The organism is Chitinophaga polysaccharea, from assembly GCF_007829335.1.
GTDB lineage: Bacteria > Bacteroidota > Bacteroidia > Chitinophagales > Chitinophagaceae > Chitinophaga > Chitinophaga polysaccharea_B.
This window is the reverse complement of record NZ_VIWO01000006.1, coordinates 119,535-139,560: the sequence shown is the minus strand read 5'-3', so window position 1 is coordinate 139,560 and position 20,026 is coordinate 119,535. Positions and strand designations below refer to the sequence as shown.

Here is a 20,026-nt window from a genome sequence, read left to right as displayed (position 1 = left end):
TGTTTTCCGTTCAGGAAAACAAATCACTCGATAAATACCGGTCGCCGCGGTCGCAGATGATGCTAACGATAACGCCGCTACGTAACTCGCGCGATAACCGTGCTGCTGCCGATACAGCGCCGCCACTGCTCATGCCACAGAAAACAGCTTCTTCTTTGGCCAGTCGTTTGGACATCGCCCGGGCATCGGCCTCGTCAATATCCATAATCCGGTCTACCCGGGATTTTTCAAATATTTTAGGAAGATAAGCCTCCGGCCACTTACGGATACCCGGAATCTTTGATCCCTCTGTGGGCTGGCAACCTACGATTTGTACATCCGGGTTTTGCTCCTTCAGGAACCGCGATACGCCCATAATAGTACCTGTAGTGCCCATGGCGCTGACAAAGTGCGTTACTTTCCCCGCCGTATCCCGCCAGATTTCCGGTCCCGTGGTTTTGTAATGCATGCCATAGTTATCGGGATTGGCAAACTGGTTCAACATATAATACCCCCCCTTCGCTACTTTGTCGTTGGCATAGTCGATAGAACCTTCCATCGACAATTCTTTGGGCGTGAGCGTTACTTTGGCGCCATATACTTCCATGGTAAGCACCCGCTCCCGCGTGGCATCTGAAGGCATTACCAGTTCTATTTCCAGTCCAAACAGGCTGGATATCATGGCCAGCGCAATACCTGTGTTGCCGCTGGTAGCTTCAATCAGCTTCATGCCCGGCTTAATATCGCCTCTATCCAGCGCTCCCTTGATCATGCCATAGGCAGCCCGGTCTTTTACACTACCCGCGGGATTATTGCCTTCCAGTTTGGCGAATATTTTCACCTCCGGGTTTTCCGAAATGTGCTTTAATTCTACCATCGGCGTGTTGCCGATCAGCTCTATGATGGATGCCATATGATTAATCTTGGTTTGTATCTGAATATTTATGTTCTGCTTTGTAATAAATGCGGGAAAACGGCTCTACGCTTTTAATCAACCACACATTCCCTCCAATAACGCTGTGGTGGCCTATTACGGTATCGCCCCCCAGGATAGTGGCCCCGGCATATATCACTACATGTTCTTCAATAGTAGGATGTCGTTTGCTGCGCGCCATTCCTTTTTCTACGCTCAATGCCCCCAGGGTAACTCCCTGGTATATCTTTACATGAGGCCCGATGATGCTGGTTTCCCCAATGACGATACCCGTGCCATGGTCTATGCAACACCAGGGCGCAATAACAGCCCCCGGATGTATGTCTATGCCCGTGCGGGAATGGGCCAGTTCTGTAATCATGCGGGGTAATACCGGTATCTTCAGGTTATACAGGGCATGTGCAATGCGGTAAAAGGCAATCGCATAAAAACCGGGATAAGCTCGGATCACCTCATACATACAGGATGCCGCCGGGTCGCCCTGGTACATGGCACTGGCATCTTTGGTTAATTCGTCATAAATAACCGGCACCTTGCCCATGAAGGCCTGGCTCAGGGAAGAGGCATCGGTGGGCAATTGGTTGGCCATGGAATGCAATAGTTGCTGTAACTGCGTTTCCAGCTGAACACTGTATTGCTCTAATACCTGCGGATCAGCAATTACCTGCCCCTTATGTTCCGGAAATAACCAGTTTACCAGGTTGCTGACAAAATCATCTACTGCACCGGTTGCGGGATAGGCATTAGCTGCTGCCAGCTGATGCCGCCGTTTCAACTCTTCAAGAAACTCATTCATATGCGGATGTAATTACAGGGATGGGCACTTTATATATATTGAAATTACGCATAAATCCTGTAAAGGTAGTAGACAAGTGGGGAAATGTCAAATCAGTAGCCGGATACTATTACAGCCTTGTTCCGCTCCACTCATAAGCGCCTTCCATAATCAGGTCAAATACTGGTTAAACCGACCTGCTACCCGCACATGCAGATTGATCCGCCGTTGTTGTTTGAAATAGAAGTGTTTTTCCAGTTCCGTCTCCGCCAGGTCTGTTCTCCCTGGCGGCCGGTGATCGGCCAGGTGATATTTCCGCTCATACCCCAGTTGTTCCAGTAAGGGTTGTATGGGCTGTTCCAGCGAGGCTACCGTTACCTGCACGTCTATGACATCTTTGGCAGGCATTCCCGGTACACTGGTTGAGCCAATATGGTCAACAGCCAGGGCATAATTACCCAATACGGCCTCCAGGCGGGCGGCTATCTCCTTAAATTCTTCCGGCCAGCGGGAGCTGTACGGCGTCATCTCAATTGTATCAGACATGTTAAATGATATGATATATCCTGCAATTTTAACTGATTAATCTTTATTTTTGCCCGTTGTATAAATGGCAGGTATTTGCCGGTCGTACAAAATTAAACCTGATTATGGCTAATATTTTAATAATAGACGACGAAAAAAGTATTCGTAAAACACTTACGGAAATTTTAAGTTACGAGGGGTACAAAGTAGACGAGGCAGCAGATGGAATGGAAGGATTTAAAATGTTCCAGGCAAAGTCTTACGATGCCGTATTATGCGACATCAAAATGCCTAAAATGGATGGACTGGAATTCCTGGAGAAAGCCAGGGAAGTGAATGCGGATATTCCCATCATCATGGTATCGGGGCATGGTAATATTGATACTGCCGTTGATGCCGTGAAGAAAGGCGCCTATGATTATATTTCCAAGCCACCAGACCTGAACCGCCTGCTGATCACCTTGCGTAATGCGATGGATAAAACCACACTGGTCACTGAAACCAAAACCCTGCGCCGCAAGGTGAACAAGGTGCCGGAAATGATCGGTGAGTCTTCTCCATTAACGAAGATCAGGGAAACTATTGAAAAAGTAGCGCCTACCGATGCCCGTGTATTGATTACCGGTGAAAACGGGGTAGGAAAGGAGCTGGTAGCCCGCTGGCTGCATGAGCGCAGCAATCGCGCCGCAGCGCCGCTCGTAGAGGTGAACTGTGCCGCTATTCCCAGCGAACTCATAGAAAGTGAATTATTCGGCCATGAAAAAGGTTCCTTTACTTCCGCAGTAAAACAGCGCATTGGTAAATTTGAACAAGCCAGTGGCGGTACCCTTTTCCTCGATGAAATAGGCGATATGAGCCTCAGCGCCCAGGCCAAGGTACTGCGTGCCTTACAGGAAGGTAAAATTACCCGCGTGGGCGGCGACAAGGAAATCAGTGTGGATGTACGCGTGGTGGCAGCTACCAATAAAGACCTGCTGCAGGAAGTGGAAAGCAAAAACTTCCGCCTGGATCTGTATCACCGCCTGAGCGTGATCCTCATCCATGTACCTTCCCTGAATGATCGCCGGGAAGATGTGCCATTGCTGGTAGATAGCTTCCTCGACAGCGTTTGCAGCGAATACGGTATTGCACGTAAAGCCATCGATAAAGATGCGATGAAAGCATTGCAAAATCATAACTGGACGGGTAACATCCGGGAACTGCGCAACGTGGTGGAAAGATTGATCATCTTGTCCGGCAAAACCATTACCGCAGAAGATGTAGACGATTTTGTGGTGCCGAACCGCGATAAGAAAAAAGTAAGTTCCTAAGAGAGATATGCAAAAGCAAATGTACCTGATCAGTGGGCTGGGGGCCGATGAGCGCATTTTTAACAATCTGTGCTTTCCGCCTGGCTACGAGGTACATTACCTGCAATGGATCACGCCATTGCCGGATGAACCCATCGGCCAGTATGCCGCCCGCATGGCGCAAGGCATCCGGGCCGATGGACCGGTAACCCTGCTGGGCGTTTCTTTCGGTGGCATTATGAGCCTGGAAATTGCCCGGCATATACCCATTGCCAAAAACATCCTGGTATCCAGCATCAAACGTACTACCGAAAAACCGCCTTATTACAACTGGGTGAAACGCCTGGGCATTCATAAACTCCCCGACCAACTCCTTTACCAGCGCAGGAATGTGATTGTGAAAAAGTTTCTCGACATTGAAACCGAGGCAGAAAGGGCACTGGTAAATGAATATCTCGCTAAAAAAGATTACACCTATACCCGGTGGGCAGTAAATGCTATCCTGCACTGGGAAAATGAACAGATACCCGAAGGCCTGGTGCATATTCACGGCGCTAATGACCATCCTTTCCCCGCTAAATATCTCACACCTACCCACCTGATCCCCGATGCCGGCCATTTTATGGTGCTCAATCGCGCAACTGTCATCAACCAGATCCTGGAAACGGTACTGTAAACTTCTCCAGCCTATAAATACCGGTTATTTGATGGGTGGTATGTTACATATTCGAAAAATATAATAAATTGTCTTTTAATCTATTTTTAAGAAAACTTTTGTAGCGGAATAGCTACTGGCAAACGGCAGAATATTATATTTGCCTTTTTAAGCATCTAATAAGCGAAACTGAATGAACCTGGCATTTTGGAAAAAAAACAAAGACAGTCAGCCAAAGAAGAAGAAATCTCAGGCTAGAGAATGGTTAGACGCTGGTATTTTCGCTATCATAGCAGCCACGCTTATCCGCACCTTCATTTTTGAGGCATATACGATCCCTACACCATCTATGGAAAAGACATTGCTGGTAAACGATTTCCTGTTTGTCAGCAAGATCAGTTACGGGCCCCGTATTCCAATGACACCGCTGGCAGTACCTTTTGTACATCATACCCTTCCCTTTACAAAATCTACCAAAGCTTATTCTGAAGCTGTAAAATGGAAGTACAGACGTTTACCAGGTTTCTCTGATATTAAACGTTATGATGTAGTGGTATTTAATTTTCCTGAGGGAGATACAGTAGCGATAGACTCGCCGGATCCAAGTTACTATAACATGGTAAGACAGAATGGCTGGCAGGCTGTTCATAATTCCTACCAGATCATTCAACGCCCGGTAGATAAACGCGAAAACTATATCAAACGCTGTATGGGACAGGCGGGAGATACACTCCGGATTGTTCACGGCGCTGTATATATCAATGGACAGGCAGCACCGGTACCTCCGGGTAGTCAGCACAAGTATGTAGTGGAAACTACCGGCGATCAGCTGAATCCCAGCAGACTCGAAGAATTGGGCATTACTACTACGCCTCCCGATTTTTTCCAGATCGATGCCAACAAGTTTCTCTATAACCTGACCCCAGAAAATGTGGCCGCTCTGAAACAATTCCCCATTGTGAAGAATATTACGATGTATGAAGCAGCTGCCTTCTCAGATTTCAACTATAACGATATCTTCCCGCATGACTCTGCGCATTTCAAATGGACAGATGAGAACTTCGGTCCCATGTACATTCCGAAGAAAGGTGCTACCGTGAAACTGGATGAAAGCAATATTGCGTTGTACGATCGCATTATCCGCGTGTATGAAGGCAATACCCTGGAAAGAAAAGATGGTAAGTTTATCATTAACGGCCAGCCTGTTGATTCCTACACGTTTAAAATGAACTACTACTGGATGATGGGGGATAACCGCAACAATTCGTTGGATTCCCGCTTCTGGGGCTTTGTTCCGGAAGATCACGTGGTAGGTAAAGCCTGGTTGATCTGGATGAGCTACGGAGAGGGTGGTATCCGCTGGAGCCGCATCTTCAGAAATATCAAGTAAGTAATTGTCCTGAATATAATTTAAAGTAAATTACGGACCGGCCTTTTGCCGGTCCGTAGTCGTCTTTACCCCGGCCTGCCGCCAGGAAAAGACCTGCCATCAACCCTTTACAACTGCTCATATGGAAAAACAACAGCTGCATATCGATTACATCGTATACAATGATATTAATGGTTTGGAAGATGCGGATGCATGGCTGCTGAAAGAAGCGAGAGAAGTAACCGCGCATGCGTATGCACCTTATTCGCATTTCCAGGTAGGCGCGGTGATTCGCTTAGCCAATGGAGAAATTGTGGCAGGTACTAACCAGGAAAATGCGTCGTTCCCAATCGGTCTTTGTGCAGAACGGGTGGCACTGGCCTCTGCCGCCTCTGTATATCCGAATGTAGATATAGATACCATTGCTATCAGCTATCATAATCTCAAAGGGGATAGCGGGCACCCCATTTCTCCCTGCGGTATGTGCCGCCAGGCACTGGCTGAATATGAAATGAAACAGGATGGCGCTATCCGGCTTATTCTCGGTGGTTTAACCGGTAAGGTATATGTGATCAACCGCGCCAATGACCTGCTCCCATTATCTTTCAGCGGAGCAGAACTGGGTTGAGCAACCACTTCAGTTTTATTCATATTAAAAAATATTAATTATAATTAATTTATTATATACATTTGCCGGGTATCCTTAAATGCCCGGACATGAAACCCTGTCAGCTTTTAGCCACCTGCAGCCTGTTATTGCTGTTTACTGCAGCCAGGTGTGAACCGGTAACACGTTACTTTGATACAAAAGCAATTACCTGTCACTATCCTTTACGGTTACACGTTGATAAGGATACGCTAAATAGTGTGTGGTATTATCAACAATTGGCACACGACTTGTACGGAAGACGGCGCTTTAAAAAAGCCATTGTACAATGGAAAAGGGTATTGCACTTGCAACCTACAAATGCTTTTGCTATGTTTATGCTCGGAAAATCGTATATGGGTGCAGGTGAGCAGGAACGAGGAGCGGCGATTTGCGATGAAGCGATTATATTAAGTGAGGCATCAACAGCCGACAGACATATTTGCCACAGTGTAGATGGTTTTTAAAAACAGCGCATAAAGGATAGGCAAGCTCCTTTTTCGCTGCGCTGCCTGCTGTGGTATTTTCTTCGGCAACTTTCGCCACGGTGGCGGTAAGTTGTCAACGCTGCGATCCGTCAGGCTCGCAGCGTTTTTTTATGCATAAAAAAAACCTCCCACTACAGTGGGAGGCCTTCCTATCAAATAAAATATTTTACATCCTTTCCGGTACCCGGATACCCATTAATTTCATGCACTGTGCAATGGTATGCGCGGTAATCATGATAATCTGCAACCGTAATTTTTTCTTCTCTTCGGTAGCGGCACGCAGGATAGAGTAGGTAGGTACGCCCTCTACTTTCTCTCCATAGAAAGAGTTAAATGCCTGCGCCAGTTGGAAAGCGTAATTGGCAATTACCGCGGGGCTCAGCTCCCGGTAAGCTTCTGCCAGTACTACTGGGAACTGCTCATTCAGGATAATCAGTTCTTTCTCCAACGGCAGCAATTCGCCGCTATAGTTAAAGGACGGTAAGTCTGCTACAGCGCCTACTTCCCGGATAATGGATTTGATACGCGCATAGGCATATTGCACAAAGGTGGCGGTAAACCCGGTTAAACTGATAGATTCTTCCGGGTTGAAGATCATTTTCTTCTTAGGATCAACCCTTAGCAGGAAGAATTTCAATCCGCCCAAACCTATTGTTTCATATAAAGTATGGAGCTCCTCTTCTGAAAATGACTCCAGTTTTTTTCCCAGTTCGCTGGTCTGTTTGGCAGCTGTTTCCACCATTTCGGTAATCATGTCATCGGCATCTACTACCGTGCCTTCCCGGCTTTTCATACGACCATGCGGTAATTCCACCATGCCATAGCTGAGGTGCAGGATGCCCGGAGCAGCCGGCTCGCCCAGCTTTTGCAGGATCAGTTGCAGTACCTTGAAGTGATAGTTTTGCTCATCGGCCACTACATGCACGCTTTGATCCATATGGTAGTCTTCGTATTTCAGACACGCGGTACCCAGGTCCTGTGTAATATAAACAGATGTACCATCTCCGCGCAGTAGCAGCTTTTCATCCAAACCATCAGCGGTGAGATCTATCCATACAGAGTTATCTTCCTTTTTAAACAGCACGCCTTTTTCCAGTCCCTGGGTCACAATGTTTTTACCCAACAGGTAGGTTTCACTCTCATAATAAATCTTATCGAAGTTGATGCCCAGGCGTTTGTAAGTTTCGTCAAATCCCTCGTATACCCAGCTATTCATGGTTGCCCACAACTCCCTTACTTCATGGTTGCCGGCTTCCCATTGCTGCAGCATGATTTTCGCCTGCTGCATAATCTCTGTTTTATTACGCGACATCTCTTTGATGTCGTCCATGATTTTGCCGGTTTTGTCTTTATCGTCTTTTACCTCCGGCTTATGCAGGGCAGTTACCAGCTTCTCCAGTTTTTCTGCTTCGGTGGCGTCAAAGTCCTGGAAGTCTCTTTCCAACGCCCGGTCAATGATCACTTCCGCCTGTTCTTTCACTACCGATTCAAATTTCACATAGTAGTCGCCCACCAGGTGATCGCCTTTAATACCGGTAGTTTGCGGGGTATCGCCATGTGCAAATAATTGCCATGCCAGCATGGATTTACAGATATGAATTCCACGGTCATTTACCAGGTTGGCTTTAATCACTTCAAAACCGTTTGCTTTCATAATTTCCGCGATGGAGTATCCCAGGAAATTATTACGCAGATGCCCTAAGTGCAATGGTTTGTTGGTATTGGGAGAAGAATACTCCACCATGATCTTTTTACCATTGGCAGGCTGTATCCCGATGTTGGCGTTACTGTAGTTTTGCTGTAAGAACTGGGTCCAGTAAGCTTCGTTGATGCTCAGGTTAAGAAACCCTTTTACCACATTGAATCGTGTAATCAGTTCAGGATGATGCGCCACCAGGTATTCCCCTATGCGCTGTGCTGTTTCTTCCGGTTTCTGCCGGCTGAATTTTGTGAAAGAGAAAACTACAATGGTATACTCGCCTTCGAACTCAGGCTTGGTGGTATTCACCGAAATGTCGGCTACCGTTAACGACTGGTCGTAAAGCGATTTAATGGCGGCCACTGCGGCCGTTCTGATAGATTGTACAACACTCATGCGGAAAATGATTAATGCGAGGGGCAAAGATAGTCAATTAGCGGAAAGCTAAAGCATAAAGCAAAAAGCTATTAAGGAGAATGACCAATGCGGATAGATATCCGTTACATCATTCTCCTCAATAGCTTTTTGCTTTATGCTCCTTAGCTCCTAGAATGTATAAAACACGCCAATCTGCGCTACAGAGTTCTTACTGTCTACTTTATCGGAGTCGTATACGTTAGTTAACCCGAAGTTGTAACGGCCGCTGATACCCAGGCCCATATCGAATTTATAACCAAAGCCAAAGCCCAGGCCGAAGTCTACGGACTTCATCTGGTCTTTTACATCCAGTGTAACGCTACCAGATTTTACTTTGGCTGCGGTGAGGATACCCAATTGTGGACCGGCTTCCAGGTAAAATTCAGGAACAATGGAGTATTGTACCATTACCGGGATATTCACATAGTTTAATTTAGTAGTACCGGAATTGCTGATCAATCCCCAAAAGGCGCTATGCTCAAACTTAGTACCCTGGGTGGAGTACAATACCTCCGGCTGGATCGCCCAGTTTTTATCCAGTTCAAAGTTGACCAGGCCGCCGGCGTTAAAGCCAGCCAGGGTTTTAGACCCGTCTGTATTTGTAAGTTTAGAAATATTCAATCCCCCTTTAACGCCAAATTTTACGATTTGTGCCTGTACTGCCAGCATCGTTCCTATAGCTAATACACCAGACAAAATAAATTTTTTCATGATATGTTATTTATGTAGGCGCATCTGGCAAGAAGTATGCCGGTTTGAGCGCCGTCTAAAAAGACAAGCACCCACTGAAAAGCTATAAATCCTTGAGCATCCAGCTGTCACAGCCAAAATGGCCGGTGTTGCCCATGGGGCCTGTCAGATACCTGAAACCGAATTGTTCATATACATTCCGGGCGCGGGCCAGCTCGGGACTGGTTTCCAGGTAGCAATGCGTATAGCCGTGCTGTTTAGCATAGGAGAGGCACATCGTGATCAGCTTGCCGGCCAGGCCTTTTCCGCGGGCCTCTGGCAGCAGATACATTTTTTGCAGTTCGCATACCGTGTCGGGGCCGCCATCCAGCGGGTGAATACCTGCCCCGCCAATGATCCTGCCATCCATTTCAGCAATGTAATAAATGGCGCGCGGGATGTTGAACAACACTGACAGGTGGTCTGTCGTCGGATCTGAAAAAGCGGTGCCCTGCTTGTTCATGCCAAATTCTGTCAGGGTAGTTTTTACGATGTTGGCAATGATCGGGTCGTCTGCAGGTATGATGGTTCTGATAGAGATGGATTCCATAAAATAAAAATAGGGATTTCGGCCTTAAACCGAAAATCCCTATTTGCTTTTATTATTGACAACTATTGCTAGAATATCGTAAACTCAACCCTACGGTTCTTCTGGCGGCCGGCAGCGGTTTTATTGCTGGCAATCGGCTGCGTCATACCATAGCCAACAGCTTCAATTTTGGATGCATTCACGCCTTTACCTACTAGGTAAGCTTTAACGGATTCGGCTCTTTCTCTTGACAGGGCAAGGTTTCTCGTTTTGCTGCCTACGTTATCCGTATGGCCACTCAGTTTCAGGTTCAGGTTCTTGCGTATCAGCAGGTCTGCCACGCGGTCTAATGCCGGGTAAGAATGTGGCTTGATACTGGCTTTGGCAAAATCGAATTCCAGGTTCTGGATGGCTTCTTTTACAATACGGTTGTCTTCTTCCGTAATCACTACTTTTTCTTCTTTTTTCTCTATAACCGGCACCGGTAGCGGGCATCCGGAGCCATCCACCTTGGTGTTGGCAGGTGTACCGGGGCATTTATCGAAGAAGTCGGAAACGCCGTCGCCGTCGCTGTCTTTTGTCAGTTTATCCACGTCGGCAGTCAACCTGGCATTGTTTTGATTAGCCGCATCCAGGGAAGCCGCCAGGGTAGTCTTTTGTGCTTCCAACTCGTCGTACATGGCCTTGGCAGGGTTATGCCATTGTAATTGTTTTTTGCCTTTCTTACCCAATGCAAACTCCAGCCCTGCATAACCATAGGAATACTTATCCTTGTTAGGGCCATGGTAGTACCCATCCAGGTTATCTCCATCAGTATAGTACATGGTGTAGCCCAGGTCAAGGTTCACCACTTCCGATAATTTGAACTTCAGACCGGCGCCTACGGGTATAATCAGTTCTTTAATAGCTTTGTTATCGGTCTTATAATCCATTTTAGTTCCATCATTGAGCTCCAGGGTGGGCTTATATCCAGCCAAACCACCACCCACAGAGGCATAGAGTTGCACAAAGTTTTCCCGGAACAACCAGTTCACGGTGGTAATATTAAATACTGCATTCAGGGTAGCCGACCAGGGAAGTTTGGTTTCATAAGATTTGTAAGGGCTTACCAGGGGGGAACCATTTCCCAGGTCTTTACTGTTGTCGGCCTGTAATTTACCGCCTACATAATCAGCCCGTAGGGCCAGGAAATGAAGCAGCTGGTATTTCACATAGGCGCCGTAGCCGAAGGAACCTTTCCACTTGGTGAAGTCGTTACTGCCACCGGTCGCCGCCACAGGTGCCAACATGCCACCATTCACCCCGATTGACCACGTTTTATAGTCGCTGGGGCCCTGGAACAGTCGAACAGAAGGAGTGGCGCCGGCAGGTTGGTTCTGAGCCTGGCTCATCATTGGGGAGAGTGTTAACAGCAAGCATGCTGACCTCCATAGAATGGATTTGTTCATAAGATTAACATTAGGTTACACAATTTGCACGAATAAAATAGGTAGGTCGGGGAATAAAATAGGGCAAAGGAAGGCGAGGTTATGAACAATTTGTCGCTTATTTTATTTAGTTATTGGACGTTCTTGCAGTATCCAATTGGTTGAACCACTAAATATTACATCAAATATAGGGGACCTGACTGACATAATTTCATATTTTTTTGCTTGGCATAATCATTGACAAACCAACGACAAACAGAAAACAACTTACAACTAAAGGATAATCTTTAATACTATGGGAAAAATAATAGGCATTGACTTAGGAACTACCAATTCATGCGTTGCCGTAATGGAAGGTAACGAACCGGTAGTGATTGCCAATGATGAGGGAAGGAGAACAACCCCATCTGTAGTGGCTTTTTTGAAGAACGGAGAAAGGAAAGTAGGTGACCCCGCAAAGCGTCAGGCTATTACCAACCCCGTAAATACCATCATGTCAGTAAAACGTTTCATGGGTCGTCACTTTGATGAAGTAACCAATGAACTGACACACGTTACATATAAAGTGGTAAAGGGTGATAATAATACTACCCGTATAGATATAGAAGGCAGATTATATACTCCACAGGAAATTTCCGCGATGGTACTTCAGAAAATGAAGAAAACTGCGGAAGACTACCTGGGACAGGAAGTAACCGAAGCGGTAATTACCGTTCCTGCTTACTTTAACGATGCGCAACGTCAGGCTACCAAAGAAGCAGGTGAAATCGCCGGCTTAACGGTTCGTCGTATTATCAACGAACCTACTGCTGCCGCCCTGGCTTATGGCCTGGATAAAAAACATCATGACAGCAAAATCGCTGTATTTGACCTTGGTGGTGGTACCTTCGATATCTCCATCCTGGAACTGGGCGACGGTGTATTTGAAGTAAAATCTACCAACGGTGATACTCACCTCGGTGGTGACGACTTTGATAAAGTGATCATGGACTGGCTGGCAGATGAATTCAAGAAAGATGAAGCAGTAGATTTACACAAAGACCCCATGTCATGGCAACGTTTGAAGGAAGCTGCTGAAAAAGCAAAGATTGAACTGTCTTCTTCCCAGGAAACAGAAATCAACCTGCCTTACATCACTGCAGTAGATGGCGTTCCTAAACACTTAGTGAAAAAATTAACCCGGGCTAAATTTGAGCAACTGAGCGACAGCCTGGTGGAAAGAACACTGGAGCCTTGCCGTAAAGCGCTGAAAGATGCCGGTATGAACACTTCCGAAATTGATGAAGTAATCCTGGTAGGTGGTTCTACCCGTATTCCTAAAATCCAGGAAGTAGTAGAAAAATTCTTCGGTAAAAAACCTAACAGAGGTGTAAACCCCGATGAAGTAGTAGCCGTGGGTGCTGCTATCCAGGGTGGTGTATTGACCGGTGAAGTAAAAGACGTACTGTTACTCGACGTTACGCCACTGTCACTCGGTATCGAAACTATGGGCGGTGTAATGACCAAACTGATCGAATCCAATACCACTATTCCTACCAAGAAGTCTGAAACCTTCTCTACAGCAGCAGATAGCCAGCCTAGCGTGGAAATCCATGTACTGCAAGGGGAAAGACCAATGGCTAACCAGAACAGAACACTGGGCCGCTTTATCTTAGGGGATATTCCGCCAGCTCCTCGTGGTGTTCCACAGATCGAAGTAACTTTCGATATCGATGCCAACGGTATCCTGCACGTAACTGCAAAAGATAAAGGCACCGGTAAAACACAGAACATCAAGATCGAAGCAGGTAGCGGTTTAAACAAGGATGAAATCGAAAAGATGAAAGCCGAAGCGAAAGCCAACGAATCTGCCGATAAAGAACAACGCGAAAAAATCGAAAAGCTCAATAAAGCAGACAGCCTGATTTTCCAAACTGAAAAGCAGGTGAAAGAATACGGTGATAAACTGCCTGCCGATAAAAAAGCAACCATCGAAACTGCGCTGAACAAACTGAGAGAGGCACATAAATCACAGGACAGTGCACAGCTGGACACAGCTACTGCTGAACTGGAAGCTGCTTGGACTGCTGCTTCTGAAGAGCTGTACAAAGCTTCTCAGGGTCAGCCGGAAGGTGGTGGACAGCCAGGCGGAGGCGAGCCACAAGGCCAACCTAATGCTGGCAATGATGGTGTAACCGACGCAGAATTTGAAGAAGTGAAGTAAGCGAAAGCTGAAAAGCATATAAAACTAATAAGCCGAAGGCCGGTGCATCCATGCACTGGCCTTCGGCTTATTAGCTTTATCCTTTGCCTGCTTTTTCTTACTTTGCAGGAACCTGATGAACTATAGATTACGTTTTTATCTCCGTTACCGTACCTATTACGGGCAGAATCTTTACCTGCTTGGTAACTTACCCGCATTGGGCAATGATGTGCCTAAACACGCACATGCCATGCGCTGGCTGAATGAAGACTGGTGGTACACCGATATTCAGCTGGCTCCCGGTGAAACGTTTACCCTGCAATACCAATACCTGGTCCGGGAACTGGAAGAGGTACGTTATGAAGGACAGGTAAGAGCCTGCACAGTGAGCCCCGGCAGCCACCAGGAGATTGTTTTTACGGATACCTGGAATGATGCCGGCCGCCCGGAAAATGCCTGGCTCACCGCTCCCTTTTCACGTGTTTTTTATAAAAGACCGGTGGCATCAGTGCCGGGCTTTAGCTCCGCTACTCATATATTCCGTGTACAGGCGCCCCTCTTGGATGCCGGTAAAACGGTATGCATGTTGGGAAGTAATCATCAAACCGGCAACTGGAATACTGCTCAACCGTTGTTGCTGCAATATGATGCCCAGGGATGGTTTTCCCTGGCGCTCCAACTCCCTGGGGTGCCAGTACCACTTTCCTATAAATACGGGATCTACGACCTGGAAGCCCAACGTTTTCTATACTATGAAGACGGTGAAGACAGGCAGCTGCATACGGCAGCCATCAACGGTCGCCAGGTAATATTGCACGATGGTATCCTGCGTATCCAACATACGCCCTGGAAAGGAACCGGTGTGGCTATACCTGTATTCAGCCTGCGCAGCGCGGAGGGATTTGGCACGGGTGAATTCGCAGATTTGCCACAGTTGGCAGCCTGGGCACAGCGCCATCACCTGCAACTTATACAGATACTCCCGGTAAACGATACCATCCAGACCAACACCTGGAAAGATTCATATCCTTATGCGGCTATCTCTTCCTTTGCCCTGCATCCGCAATACATACGTCTCCAGGATGTGGGCGTGCTGCCGGATCAACACCCGTTACAGCGGCAATTCGGGCGGTTACGGCAATGGCTCAACGAAAAAGAAACGGTCGACTATGAAACAGTGATGTCCTTTAAACTGGCTTACCTGCACGCTTTATATGACCAAATGGGCACGCAACTCCAGACGCCGGATTACTGGCAATGGTTTGCCGCCAATGAATACTGGCTCCTGCCTTATGCGGCCTTCTGCTATTTGAGGGAGCAATATAACACCAGTGATTTCAGCCAATGGCCGGAATATAACATATACGACTATACGGCCATCAGCCAGCTGTTAGCCAGCAGTGAAGCGGCCGCCAGTGCGGCACATTATCATTTCTTTGTACAGTATCACCTGCATCGCCAGTTGGCGGCGGCTACCGCAGCTATTCACCTGCATGGGGTAGCCCTCAAGGGAGACATTCCCATCGGGGTAGCCCGGCACAGCGTAGATACCTGGATGCATCCGGCATATTATCACCTCGATATGCAGGCCGGCGCCCCGCCAGATGGGTTTACCGCCACCGGGCAAAACTGGGGATTCCCTACCTGGAACTGGAAACAGATGGGCACCAATGGCCTCGAATGGTGGCAGCAACGCCTGCGGCATCTGTCCGTTTATTTCGACGCCTTCCGCATCGACCATATCCTCGGTTTCTTCCGTATCTGGCAAATACCTGCTGATGCTATCCAGGGACTGCTGGGATATTTTCATCCAGCCATACCCGTTAGTCGCGAGGAAATAAGGCAGCGAGGCATCGACTTCGACGAAAACCGGTACTGCCAGCCCTATATCACCCAGGCTATACTGGAAGAAGCTTTCGGTAACTATGCGGGCATTATGAAAGATAAACTGATGGTTCCCCTCGGAGACGGACGCTATCAACTGTTGCCGGAATTTAATACCCAACGTAAAGTGGCCGCAGCGACCCTGCCGGAAGCCGTGAAAAATATACTCTGTCATTTGATTACAGATGTACTGTTTATCCGGGTTACCGACAGGAACAGAACGTTGTACCATCCCCGTTATGACCTGGCCGCTACCCGTTCTTTTGCCGCACTTGGCAAAAAAGAACAGGACAGCCTGTTGGCACTGTACCACGACTATTTTTATGTGCGGCAGGAGAGCTGTTGGCGTAAGGAAGCCATGCATAAACTCCCCCTGATCAAACGTGCTACCAATATGCTGATCTGCGGGGAAGACCTGGGCATGGTGCCCGATTGTGTACCTGGCGTAATGCAGGCGCTGGGCATATTAAGCCTGGAAGTAGAGCGCATGCCTAAGTCGGCAACAGCCAGTTTCACTGATTTAAATAAGGCGCCCTACCTGTCGGTACTTACCCCCGATACACACGATATGAGTACGCTCAGGGGCTGGTGGGAAGAAGATCCTGTTCGCTCCCGGGAATACTACCGGAACCAATTACACCAGGCCGGTACCGCCCCGGCAACAGCCACCCCGGAGCTATTGCAACAAATTGTTACCCGGCACATACAAGCGCCTGCCATGTGGCGAATCTTTCAATTGCAGGACCTGCTGGCAGCTGCCGGGCATCATGCAGAGGTCCCTCCGGATGCGGAAAGAATTAATATCCCTGCGGTAGCATCGCACTACTGGCGGTATCGTATCGCCAAACCTATCAACGAGTATTGATCTTCTTTAAGAATGTATGCAGCTTAATCCGTAATTTGTTATTTCATCAAACGGAATAGTATCCTATTATGAACCTGGCGCTTTACCCTTATGAACTAAAGTTTCGTTATACTTTTACCATCTCCCGTAAATCAAAGGATGTACAACCTCTGCTGGTCGTAAAGCTGGAACAGAACGGTATCAGTGGCCTGGGCGAAACCGCCGATAATGCCTATTATAACATGACGGTGCCCCTGTTAATGCAGGCCATCGAACAGCATCGCCCGTTTATTGAAAACTATCAGCTTACCACCCCGGCGGCATTTTGGCAGGATATGTACCCGCTGCTGCAAAACAATATGTTTGCCCTTTGCGCTCTCGATATTGCTGCATGGGACCTCTACGCCAAACAACAACAAAAGAAATTGTATGAAGTATGGGGATTGGATACCCGTCATAATCCCCTCACAGATTATACGATTGGTATAGATACCGTGGAAAACATGGTGCGTAAGTTACAAGCGTTTCCCTGGCCTATCTATAAAATAAAACTGGGTACCAAAGAAGATATAGCTATCATCAAAGAGCTGAGAAAGCATACCGCTGCTGTTTTTCGTGTAGATGCCAACTGTGCCTGGGGGGTAGAAGAAACGCTGCACAATGCCGTCGCCTTAAAGGAGTTGGGCGTTGAATTTATAGAGCAGCCCATGGCTGCCGCCGACAAAGAAGGTATGAAGCGGGTATACGAAAACATAGTCCTGCCGGTAATTGCAGATGAAAGTTGCATTGTAGAACAGGATGTAGCCCAATGTATCGGCTATTTTCATGGCATTAACATCAAGCTCACCAAATGCGGTGGTATCACCCCGGCGCTGCGTATGATTACAGCCGCCAAGCAGGCTGGTATGAAGGTCATGACAGGTAGTATGAATGAAAGCACTGTTGGTACTTCGGCAGTGGCCCACTTGCTTCCCCTCCTGGACTACGTGGATATGGATGGTCCGTTGTTGCTGGCAGAAGATACAGCGGACGGCATTAAAATGGAGCACGGCCGTATTATATACGCGGACAGAATAGGAACAGGCGCCGTGTTATTACGTTGATTATAACGCAGGATACCCGGGCCATAGCACGCTGGCATAGTCGCCCAGAGACGCATTTACTGCATCCCGTACGGCAGTTACTCCACAACGGGGATAATCCCTGGTAACAATAATTCTGTCCGCATATGCCTGTAGCAACGCTGGCGATGAAATGATGCCGGCCAACGATCCTTTTGCCGCCAGTTGCATACCGGTAGAAGAAAAGGGCCATTGCATGGCGGTTTCCCTGATATGTATGACCAATGCATCCTGTGCATCCAGTTTCCTGGTCAAACAAAGCAGATCGGGCAAATACCTCAGGCAAAGATCGGCGCTGTAAATGCTGTTGGCATTAATATCCCCAGCGTAAGGGGATAGTCCTGGCAGGAACTTGTCGGGCTGTATGTTGCGGAGCATGATCAGCCGCACTGCCTGGTAGAGATAGGTAGCTGCCCACAGGGCGGCATCGGGATCAAATTCCGGTGCGGTAGTGGGCATTTCCAGTTTGTCGTGGTGATAATAATCTGTCAGTACCTCTAATGCATCTGCCGATGCAGCCGGCAAAAGGGGGGGAAGATCATCTACTACAGCTATTTGTCCTTCGCGTACAAGGTGGTTAATAAACACTGATAAGTTCATAGGTTAGCATTTGGCCGTTTGCCACGATGCGCGGGCAGCGGATAATGTTGAAACGACAAAATAGCAAAAAATAGTTATTCTTCCTCTTTCCAGGTTTGGGCAAGGAATACGTAATCTTCTATATAGCCGGTGGCGATGATAGTTTTGCCTACCAGTGGCATTAGCGCATCAGGCATAAACGGATTAGCGCCTGCCGGGCGTATGAGGTAGTCGCCCTGGTCGGAAACCAGGTATACTGCCAGGTGCTCGCTTTTGCTATGTCTGCCAAATGTGCGCAACACCAGGCGCCCTGTAAGCGTCACAAAGGGATTGTCTTTATCATCCCGGTTCGTTTTATCTGCTGACATATTCACGATATCCCAGTATTTGATTGTTTTTTTCTTTTACCACCAGGACCTTGGTTAAAGGCATGTCCCCATTGGCTGTTGATTCCGAAAATACATGAAATTTTACAGATGGCATGGAGCTATGTGCGTCTTCTTTGCTGATGTCTTTATTTTTTTTGTTGACATATATTTTCTGTGTGCGTGTTTTAGCAAAGCTTTTTTCGTCGAGCAATTGATGCAGGGCGGTGTGTAGTGCGGGATCTGTGGCATGTCCGTCATCAGACGGCTGCGGCACCGCAATAAAATCGTCCAGCATTTTGCCGCGGGCTTCCAGGTTATCGCGGCGGTTCTGCAGGGCATTGACAAAGGGCGTTTCTGCATCCGTGGCGCTGGGATCTTGGTCGTTGATAACCGGTTGCAGGGAAGGATCGCCCAACAGGTAAAACTGTGCGGCTGTTTTCAGTTCATAAGGATCCAGGGTAGGGCCCATTTCATGAAGAAACCGCTGCCTTGCTTCCAGCAAAGCCCTGCCGGTGGAAGCGCCATTCAGCACATTGATCACAAAATACTGGGTGAGCAGGTCTGATAGTCCCTGCCCGGTAGGCGGACCATACGCGATATTTGTAGCGCCTACAAAGGCCAGTGCATGGTTGAGCAGGTAGCTATTGGCCATGCTCATCCGCCGGGCGCTGTTTTTCTTCGGGTCGAACAGTTGCCCGCCATAGCAGCATTCGGCTGCTACGATGGTGCCAAATGCAATTTTGTTGTTGAGTATGTCCGACCGCAATGCCATCGGGAAATCAGCAATTTTTTGCCCGTAGTAAGCGGGATTGTTGATGGCGCCGTGACAGTTGAGGAAATGTGTTTTAGGCTGTAATTGCTCGGCTGTCCAGTTGGTACCCGTAAAACTCGGATCCCCGGGAAACAGCTGCAGGCTGCTATGGTTGCCGAAAATGCTTTGCAGGCTGTTTTGCGTTGAATCCTGCCAGTCAAAGGTACTGAGTGAAAAGTAGGGCAGGTATTCGCTCCGGGTAGAAGGAACAGCCGTAATGATATTGTTGATCAATGTATGTAAGTATGCAGGATCGCCTTGTGCCGGTACATCCGGTAAGCGCCCTACCACCCGGGTAGGCGAAATAAATTTACCCGGATCTGTGTCATACGGGGTATCACATGCATAAGGCAGGTCGCTGGGAATGACGGCATCCGGATCGTTTTCGCCCGGCAGCAGGTTTTTCAGCCGCTGTAGCGGAATAATATCGGGTGCGCCCAGTAACAGGAGATATCCCGGCGAGAAAAAACGGTACAGGTCATCAATCGCTTTCTTATGCTGTGCATCATCATTGACATCTGTTACCGCCGTGGCCTGGCAGGATTGCATCTGTGCCGCATCATCCAGGAAAATAACATGCGCATCCAGGTGGCGACTGACGTCATAGGCCAGTAATGCGTTAATGTCATCCAGTATCTGTTGATGTGCATCACCATATTTGGCCTGCAGCGCTGATTTATTGGTTATTATGAGTTTGGTAGTCAGCATATTTATATTAGGGGATGCCATTTTATCCTGATTAATCAGTCAAAAATAGGAATTAAAAAATAATAAGC

At 47.7% G+C, this 20,026-nt stretch carries 18 protein-coding genes; 8 read left to right on the top strand and 10 right to left on the bottom strand.

What is annotated here, in order from left to right; genetic code table 11:
* Positions 1–10: 10 nt before the first annotated feature.
* The 3 genes from cysM to FHW36_RS19905 all read right to left on the bottom strand — a co-directional run bounded on the left by cysM (position 11) and on the right by FHW36_RS19905 (position 2,234).
* Positions 11–892: a cysteine synthase CysM gene (gene cysM / locus FHW36_RS19915; RefSeq protein ID WP_145671349.1), complete on the bottom strand. Its 882-nt coding sequence runs from the start codon at positions 890–892 to the stop codon at positions 11–13.
* Between the two features lie 4 nt (positions 893–896).
* Positions 897–1,709, bottom strand: coding sequence for a serine O-acetyltransferase (locus tag FHW36_RS19910; RefSeq protein WP_145671348.1), 813 nt, complete (start codon positions 1,707–1,709; stop codon positions 897–899).
* Between the two features lie 150 nt (positions 1,710–1,859).
* Positions 1,860–2,234 carry a GrpB family protein gene (locus tag FHW36_RS19905; RefSeq protein WP_145671347.1) on the bottom strand — a complete coding sequence of 125 codons (375 nt, stop codon included), beginning with the start codon at positions 2,232–2,234 and terminating at the stop codon, positions 1,860–1,862.
* A gap of 104 nt (positions 2,235–2,338) precedes the next feature.
* On the opposite strand from FHW36_RS19905, the gene FHW36_RS19900 reads away from it, so the two are divergent.
* The 5 genes from FHW36_RS19900 to FHW36_RS19880 all read left to right on the top strand — a co-directional run bounded on the left by FHW36_RS19900 (position 2,339) and on the right by FHW36_RS19880 (position 6,639).
* Positions 2,339–3,523 (top strand): sigma-54-dependent transcriptional regulator, encoded by a 1,185-nt coding sequence (locus FHW36_RS19900; RefSeq protein ID WP_145671346.1) that lies wholly within the window; start codon positions 2,339–2,341, stop codon positions 3,521–3,523.
* A gap of 7 nt (positions 3,524–3,530) precedes the next feature.
* Positions 3,531–4,178 carry an alpha/beta hydrolase gene (locus tag FHW36_RS19895; RefSeq protein WP_145671345.1) on the top strand — a complete coding sequence of 216 codons (648 nt, stop codon included), beginning with the start codon at positions 3,531–3,533 and terminating at the stop codon, positions 4,176–4,178.
* 172 nt (positions 4,179–4,350) lie between these two features.
* Positions 4,351–5,547 (top strand): signal peptidase I, encoded by a 1,197-nt coding sequence (lepB, locus tag FHW36_RS19890; protein ID WP_145671344.1) that lies wholly within the window; start codon positions 4,351–4,353, stop codon positions 5,545–5,547.
* Positions 5,548–5,668: 121 nt separating this feature from the next.
* On the top strand, positions 5,669–6,154 hold the full coding sequence (locus tag FHW36_RS19885; RefSeq protein WP_145671343.1) for a cytidine deaminase: 486 nt from the start codon (positions 5,669–5,671) through the stop codon (positions 6,152–6,154).
* An 89-nt stretch (positions 6,155–6,243) separates the two neighbouring features.
* Entirely contained in the window at positions 6,244–6,639 is a 396-nt protein-coding gene (locus FHW36_RS19880) for a tetratricopeptide repeat protein (protein ID WP_145671342.1), read from the top strand.
* Between the two features lie 187 nt (positions 6,640–6,826).
* Here the strand turns inward: FHW36_RS19880 and argS are convergent, their stop codons facing one another.
* The 4 genes from argS to FHW36_RS19860 all read right to left on the bottom strand — a co-directional run bounded on the left by argS (position 6,827) and on the right by FHW36_RS19860 (position 11,428).
* Positions 6,827–8,755, bottom strand: a complete 1,929-nt coding sequence (gene argS / locus FHW36_RS19875) for an arginine--tRNA ligase (protein ID WP_145671341.1) — start codon at positions 8,753–8,755, stop codon at positions 6,827–6,829.
* Between the two features lie 150 nt (positions 8,756–8,905).
* Positions 8,906–9,487, bottom strand: coding sequence for a porin family protein (locus FHW36_RS19870; RefSeq protein ID WP_145671340.1), 582 nt, complete (start codon positions 9,485–9,487; stop codon positions 8,906–8,908).
* 82 nt (positions 9,488–9,569) lie between these two features.
* Entirely contained in the window at positions 9,570–10,055 is a 486-nt protein-coding gene (locus FHW36_RS19865; RefSeq protein ID WP_145671339.1) for a GNAT family N-acetyltransferase, read from the bottom strand.
* A 68-nt stretch (positions 10,056–10,123) separates the two neighbouring features.
* Positions 10,124–11,428, bottom strand: a complete 1,305-nt coding sequence (locus FHW36_RS19860; protein WP_246121195.1) for an OmpA family protein — start codon at positions 11,426–11,428, stop codon at positions 10,124–10,126.
* 328 nt (positions 11,429–11,756) lie between these two features.
* Here FHW36_RS19860 and dnaK point away from each other — a divergent pair, with 328 nt between their 5' ends.
* The 3 genes from dnaK (at position 11,757) to FHW36_RS19845 (ending at position 17,474) form a co-directional block, all read left to right on the top strand.
* Positions 11,757–13,664, top strand: coding sequence for a molecular chaperone DnaK (gene dnaK / locus FHW36_RS19855; RefSeq protein ID WP_145671337.1), 1,908 nt, complete (start codon positions 11,757–11,759; stop codon positions 13,662–13,664).
* Between the two features lie 115 nt (positions 13,665–13,779).
* The gene (locus FHW36_RS19850; protein WP_145671336.1) at positions 13,780–16,392 is read left to right on the top strand and encodes a 4-alpha-glucanotransferase; all 2,613 of its coding nucleotides are present in this window, start codon (positions 13,780–13,782) and stop codon (positions 16,390–16,392) included.
* 68 nt (positions 16,393–16,460) lie between these two features.
* Complete coding sequence (locus tag FHW36_RS19845) at positions 16,461–17,474, top strand: dipeptide epimerase (protein WP_145671335.1); 1,014 nt, start codon at positions 16,461–16,463, stop codon at positions 17,472–17,474.
* On the opposite strand, the gene FHW36_RS19840 is transcribed toward FHW36_RS19845, so the two are convergent.
* The 3 genes from FHW36_RS19840 to FHW36_RS19830 all read right to left on the bottom strand — a co-directional run bounded on the left by FHW36_RS19840 (position 17,475) and on the right by FHW36_RS19830 (position 19,979).
* On the bottom strand, positions 17,475–18,092 hold the full coding sequence (locus FHW36_RS19840) for a hypothetical protein (RefSeq protein ID WP_145671334.1): 618 nt from the start codon (positions 18,090–18,092) through the stop codon (positions 17,475–17,477).
* A 74-nt stretch (positions 18,093–18,166) separates the two neighbouring features.
* Positions 18,167–18,439, bottom strand: a complete 273-nt coding sequence (locus tag FHW36_RS19835; RefSeq protein WP_145671333.1) for a hypothetical protein — start codon at positions 18,437–18,439, stop codon at positions 18,167–18,169.
* A complete protein-coding gene (locus tag FHW36_RS19830; protein ID WP_145671332.1) occupies positions 18,426–19,979 on the bottom strand; it encodes a C25 family cysteine peptidase in 1,554 nt (517 codons plus the stop codon). The genes FHW36_RS19835 and FHW36_RS19830 overlap by 14 nt, the downstream gene beginning before the upstream one ends.
* Positions 19,980–20,026: the final 47 nt, after the last annotated feature.

Excerpts from the sequence above, each read along its gene's own strand:
- cysM (WP_145671349.1), bottom strand. The coding sequence starts at position 892 with ATGGCATCCATCATAGAGCTGATCGGCAACACGCCGATGGTAGAATTA.
- FHW36_RS19910 (WP_145671348.1), bottom strand. The coding sequence starts at position 1,709 with ATGAATGAGTTTCTTGAAGAGTTGAAACGGCGGCATCAGCTGGCAGCA.
- FHW36_RS19905 (WP_145671347.1), bottom strand. The coding sequence starts at position 2,234 with ATGTCTGATACAATTGAGATGACGCCGTACAGCTCCCGCTGGCCGGAA.
- FHW36_RS19900 (WP_145671346.1), top strand. The coding sequence starts at position 2,339 with ATGGCTAATATTTTAATAATAGACGACGAAAAAAGTATTCGTAAAACA.
- FHW36_RS19895 (WP_145671345.1), top strand. The coding sequence starts at position 3,531 with ATGCAAAAGCAAATGTACCTGATCAGTGGGCTGGGGGCCGATGAGCGC.
- lepB (WP_145671344.1), top strand. The coding sequence starts at position 4,351 with ATGAACCTGGCATTTTGGAAAAAAAACAAAGACAGTCAGCCAAAGAAG.
- FHW36_RS19885 (WP_145671343.1), top strand. The coding sequence starts at position 5,669 with ATGGAAAAACAACAGCTGCATATCGATTACATCGTATACAATGATATT.
- FHW36_RS19880 (WP_145671342.1), top strand. The coding sequence starts at position 6,244 with ATGAAACCCTGTCAGCTTTTAGCCACCTGCAGCCTGTTATTGCTGTTT.
- argS (WP_145671341.1), bottom strand. The coding sequence starts at position 8,755 with ATGAGTGTTGTACAATCTATCAGAACGGCCGCAGTGGCCGCCATTAAA.
- FHW36_RS19870 (WP_145671340.1), bottom strand. The coding sequence starts at position 9,487 with ATGAAAAAATTTATTTTGTCTGGTGTATTAGCTATAGGAACGATGCTG.
- FHW36_RS19865 (WP_145671339.1), bottom strand. The coding sequence starts at position 10,055 with ATGGAATCCATCTCTATCAGAACCATCATACCTGCAGACGACCCGATC.
- FHW36_RS19860 (WP_246121195.1), bottom strand. The coding sequence starts at position 11,428 with ATGATGAGCCAGGCTCAGAACCAACCTGCCGGCGCCACTCCTTCTGTT.
- dnaK (WP_145671337.1), top strand. The coding sequence starts at position 11,757 with ATGGGAAAAATAATAGGCATTGACTTAGGAACTACCAATTCATGCGTT.
- FHW36_RS19850 (WP_145671336.1), top strand. The coding sequence starts at position 13,780 with ATGAACTATAGATTACGTTTTTATCTCCGTTACCGTACCTATTACGGG.
- FHW36_RS19845 (WP_145671335.1), top strand. The coding sequence starts at position 16,461 with ATGAACCTGGCGCTTTACCCTTATGAACTAAAGTTTCGTTATACTTTT.
- FHW36_RS19840 (WP_145671334.1), bottom strand. The coding sequence starts at position 18,092 with ATGAACTTATCAGTGTTTATTAACCACCTTGTACGCGAAGGACAAATA.
- FHW36_RS19835 (WP_145671333.1), bottom strand. The coding sequence starts at position 18,439 with ATGTCAGCAGATAAAACGAACCGGGATGATAAAGACAATCCCTTTGTG.
- FHW36_RS19830 (WP_145671332.1), bottom strand. The coding sequence starts at position 19,979 with ATGGCATCCCCTAATATAAATATGCTGACTACCAAACTCATAATAACC.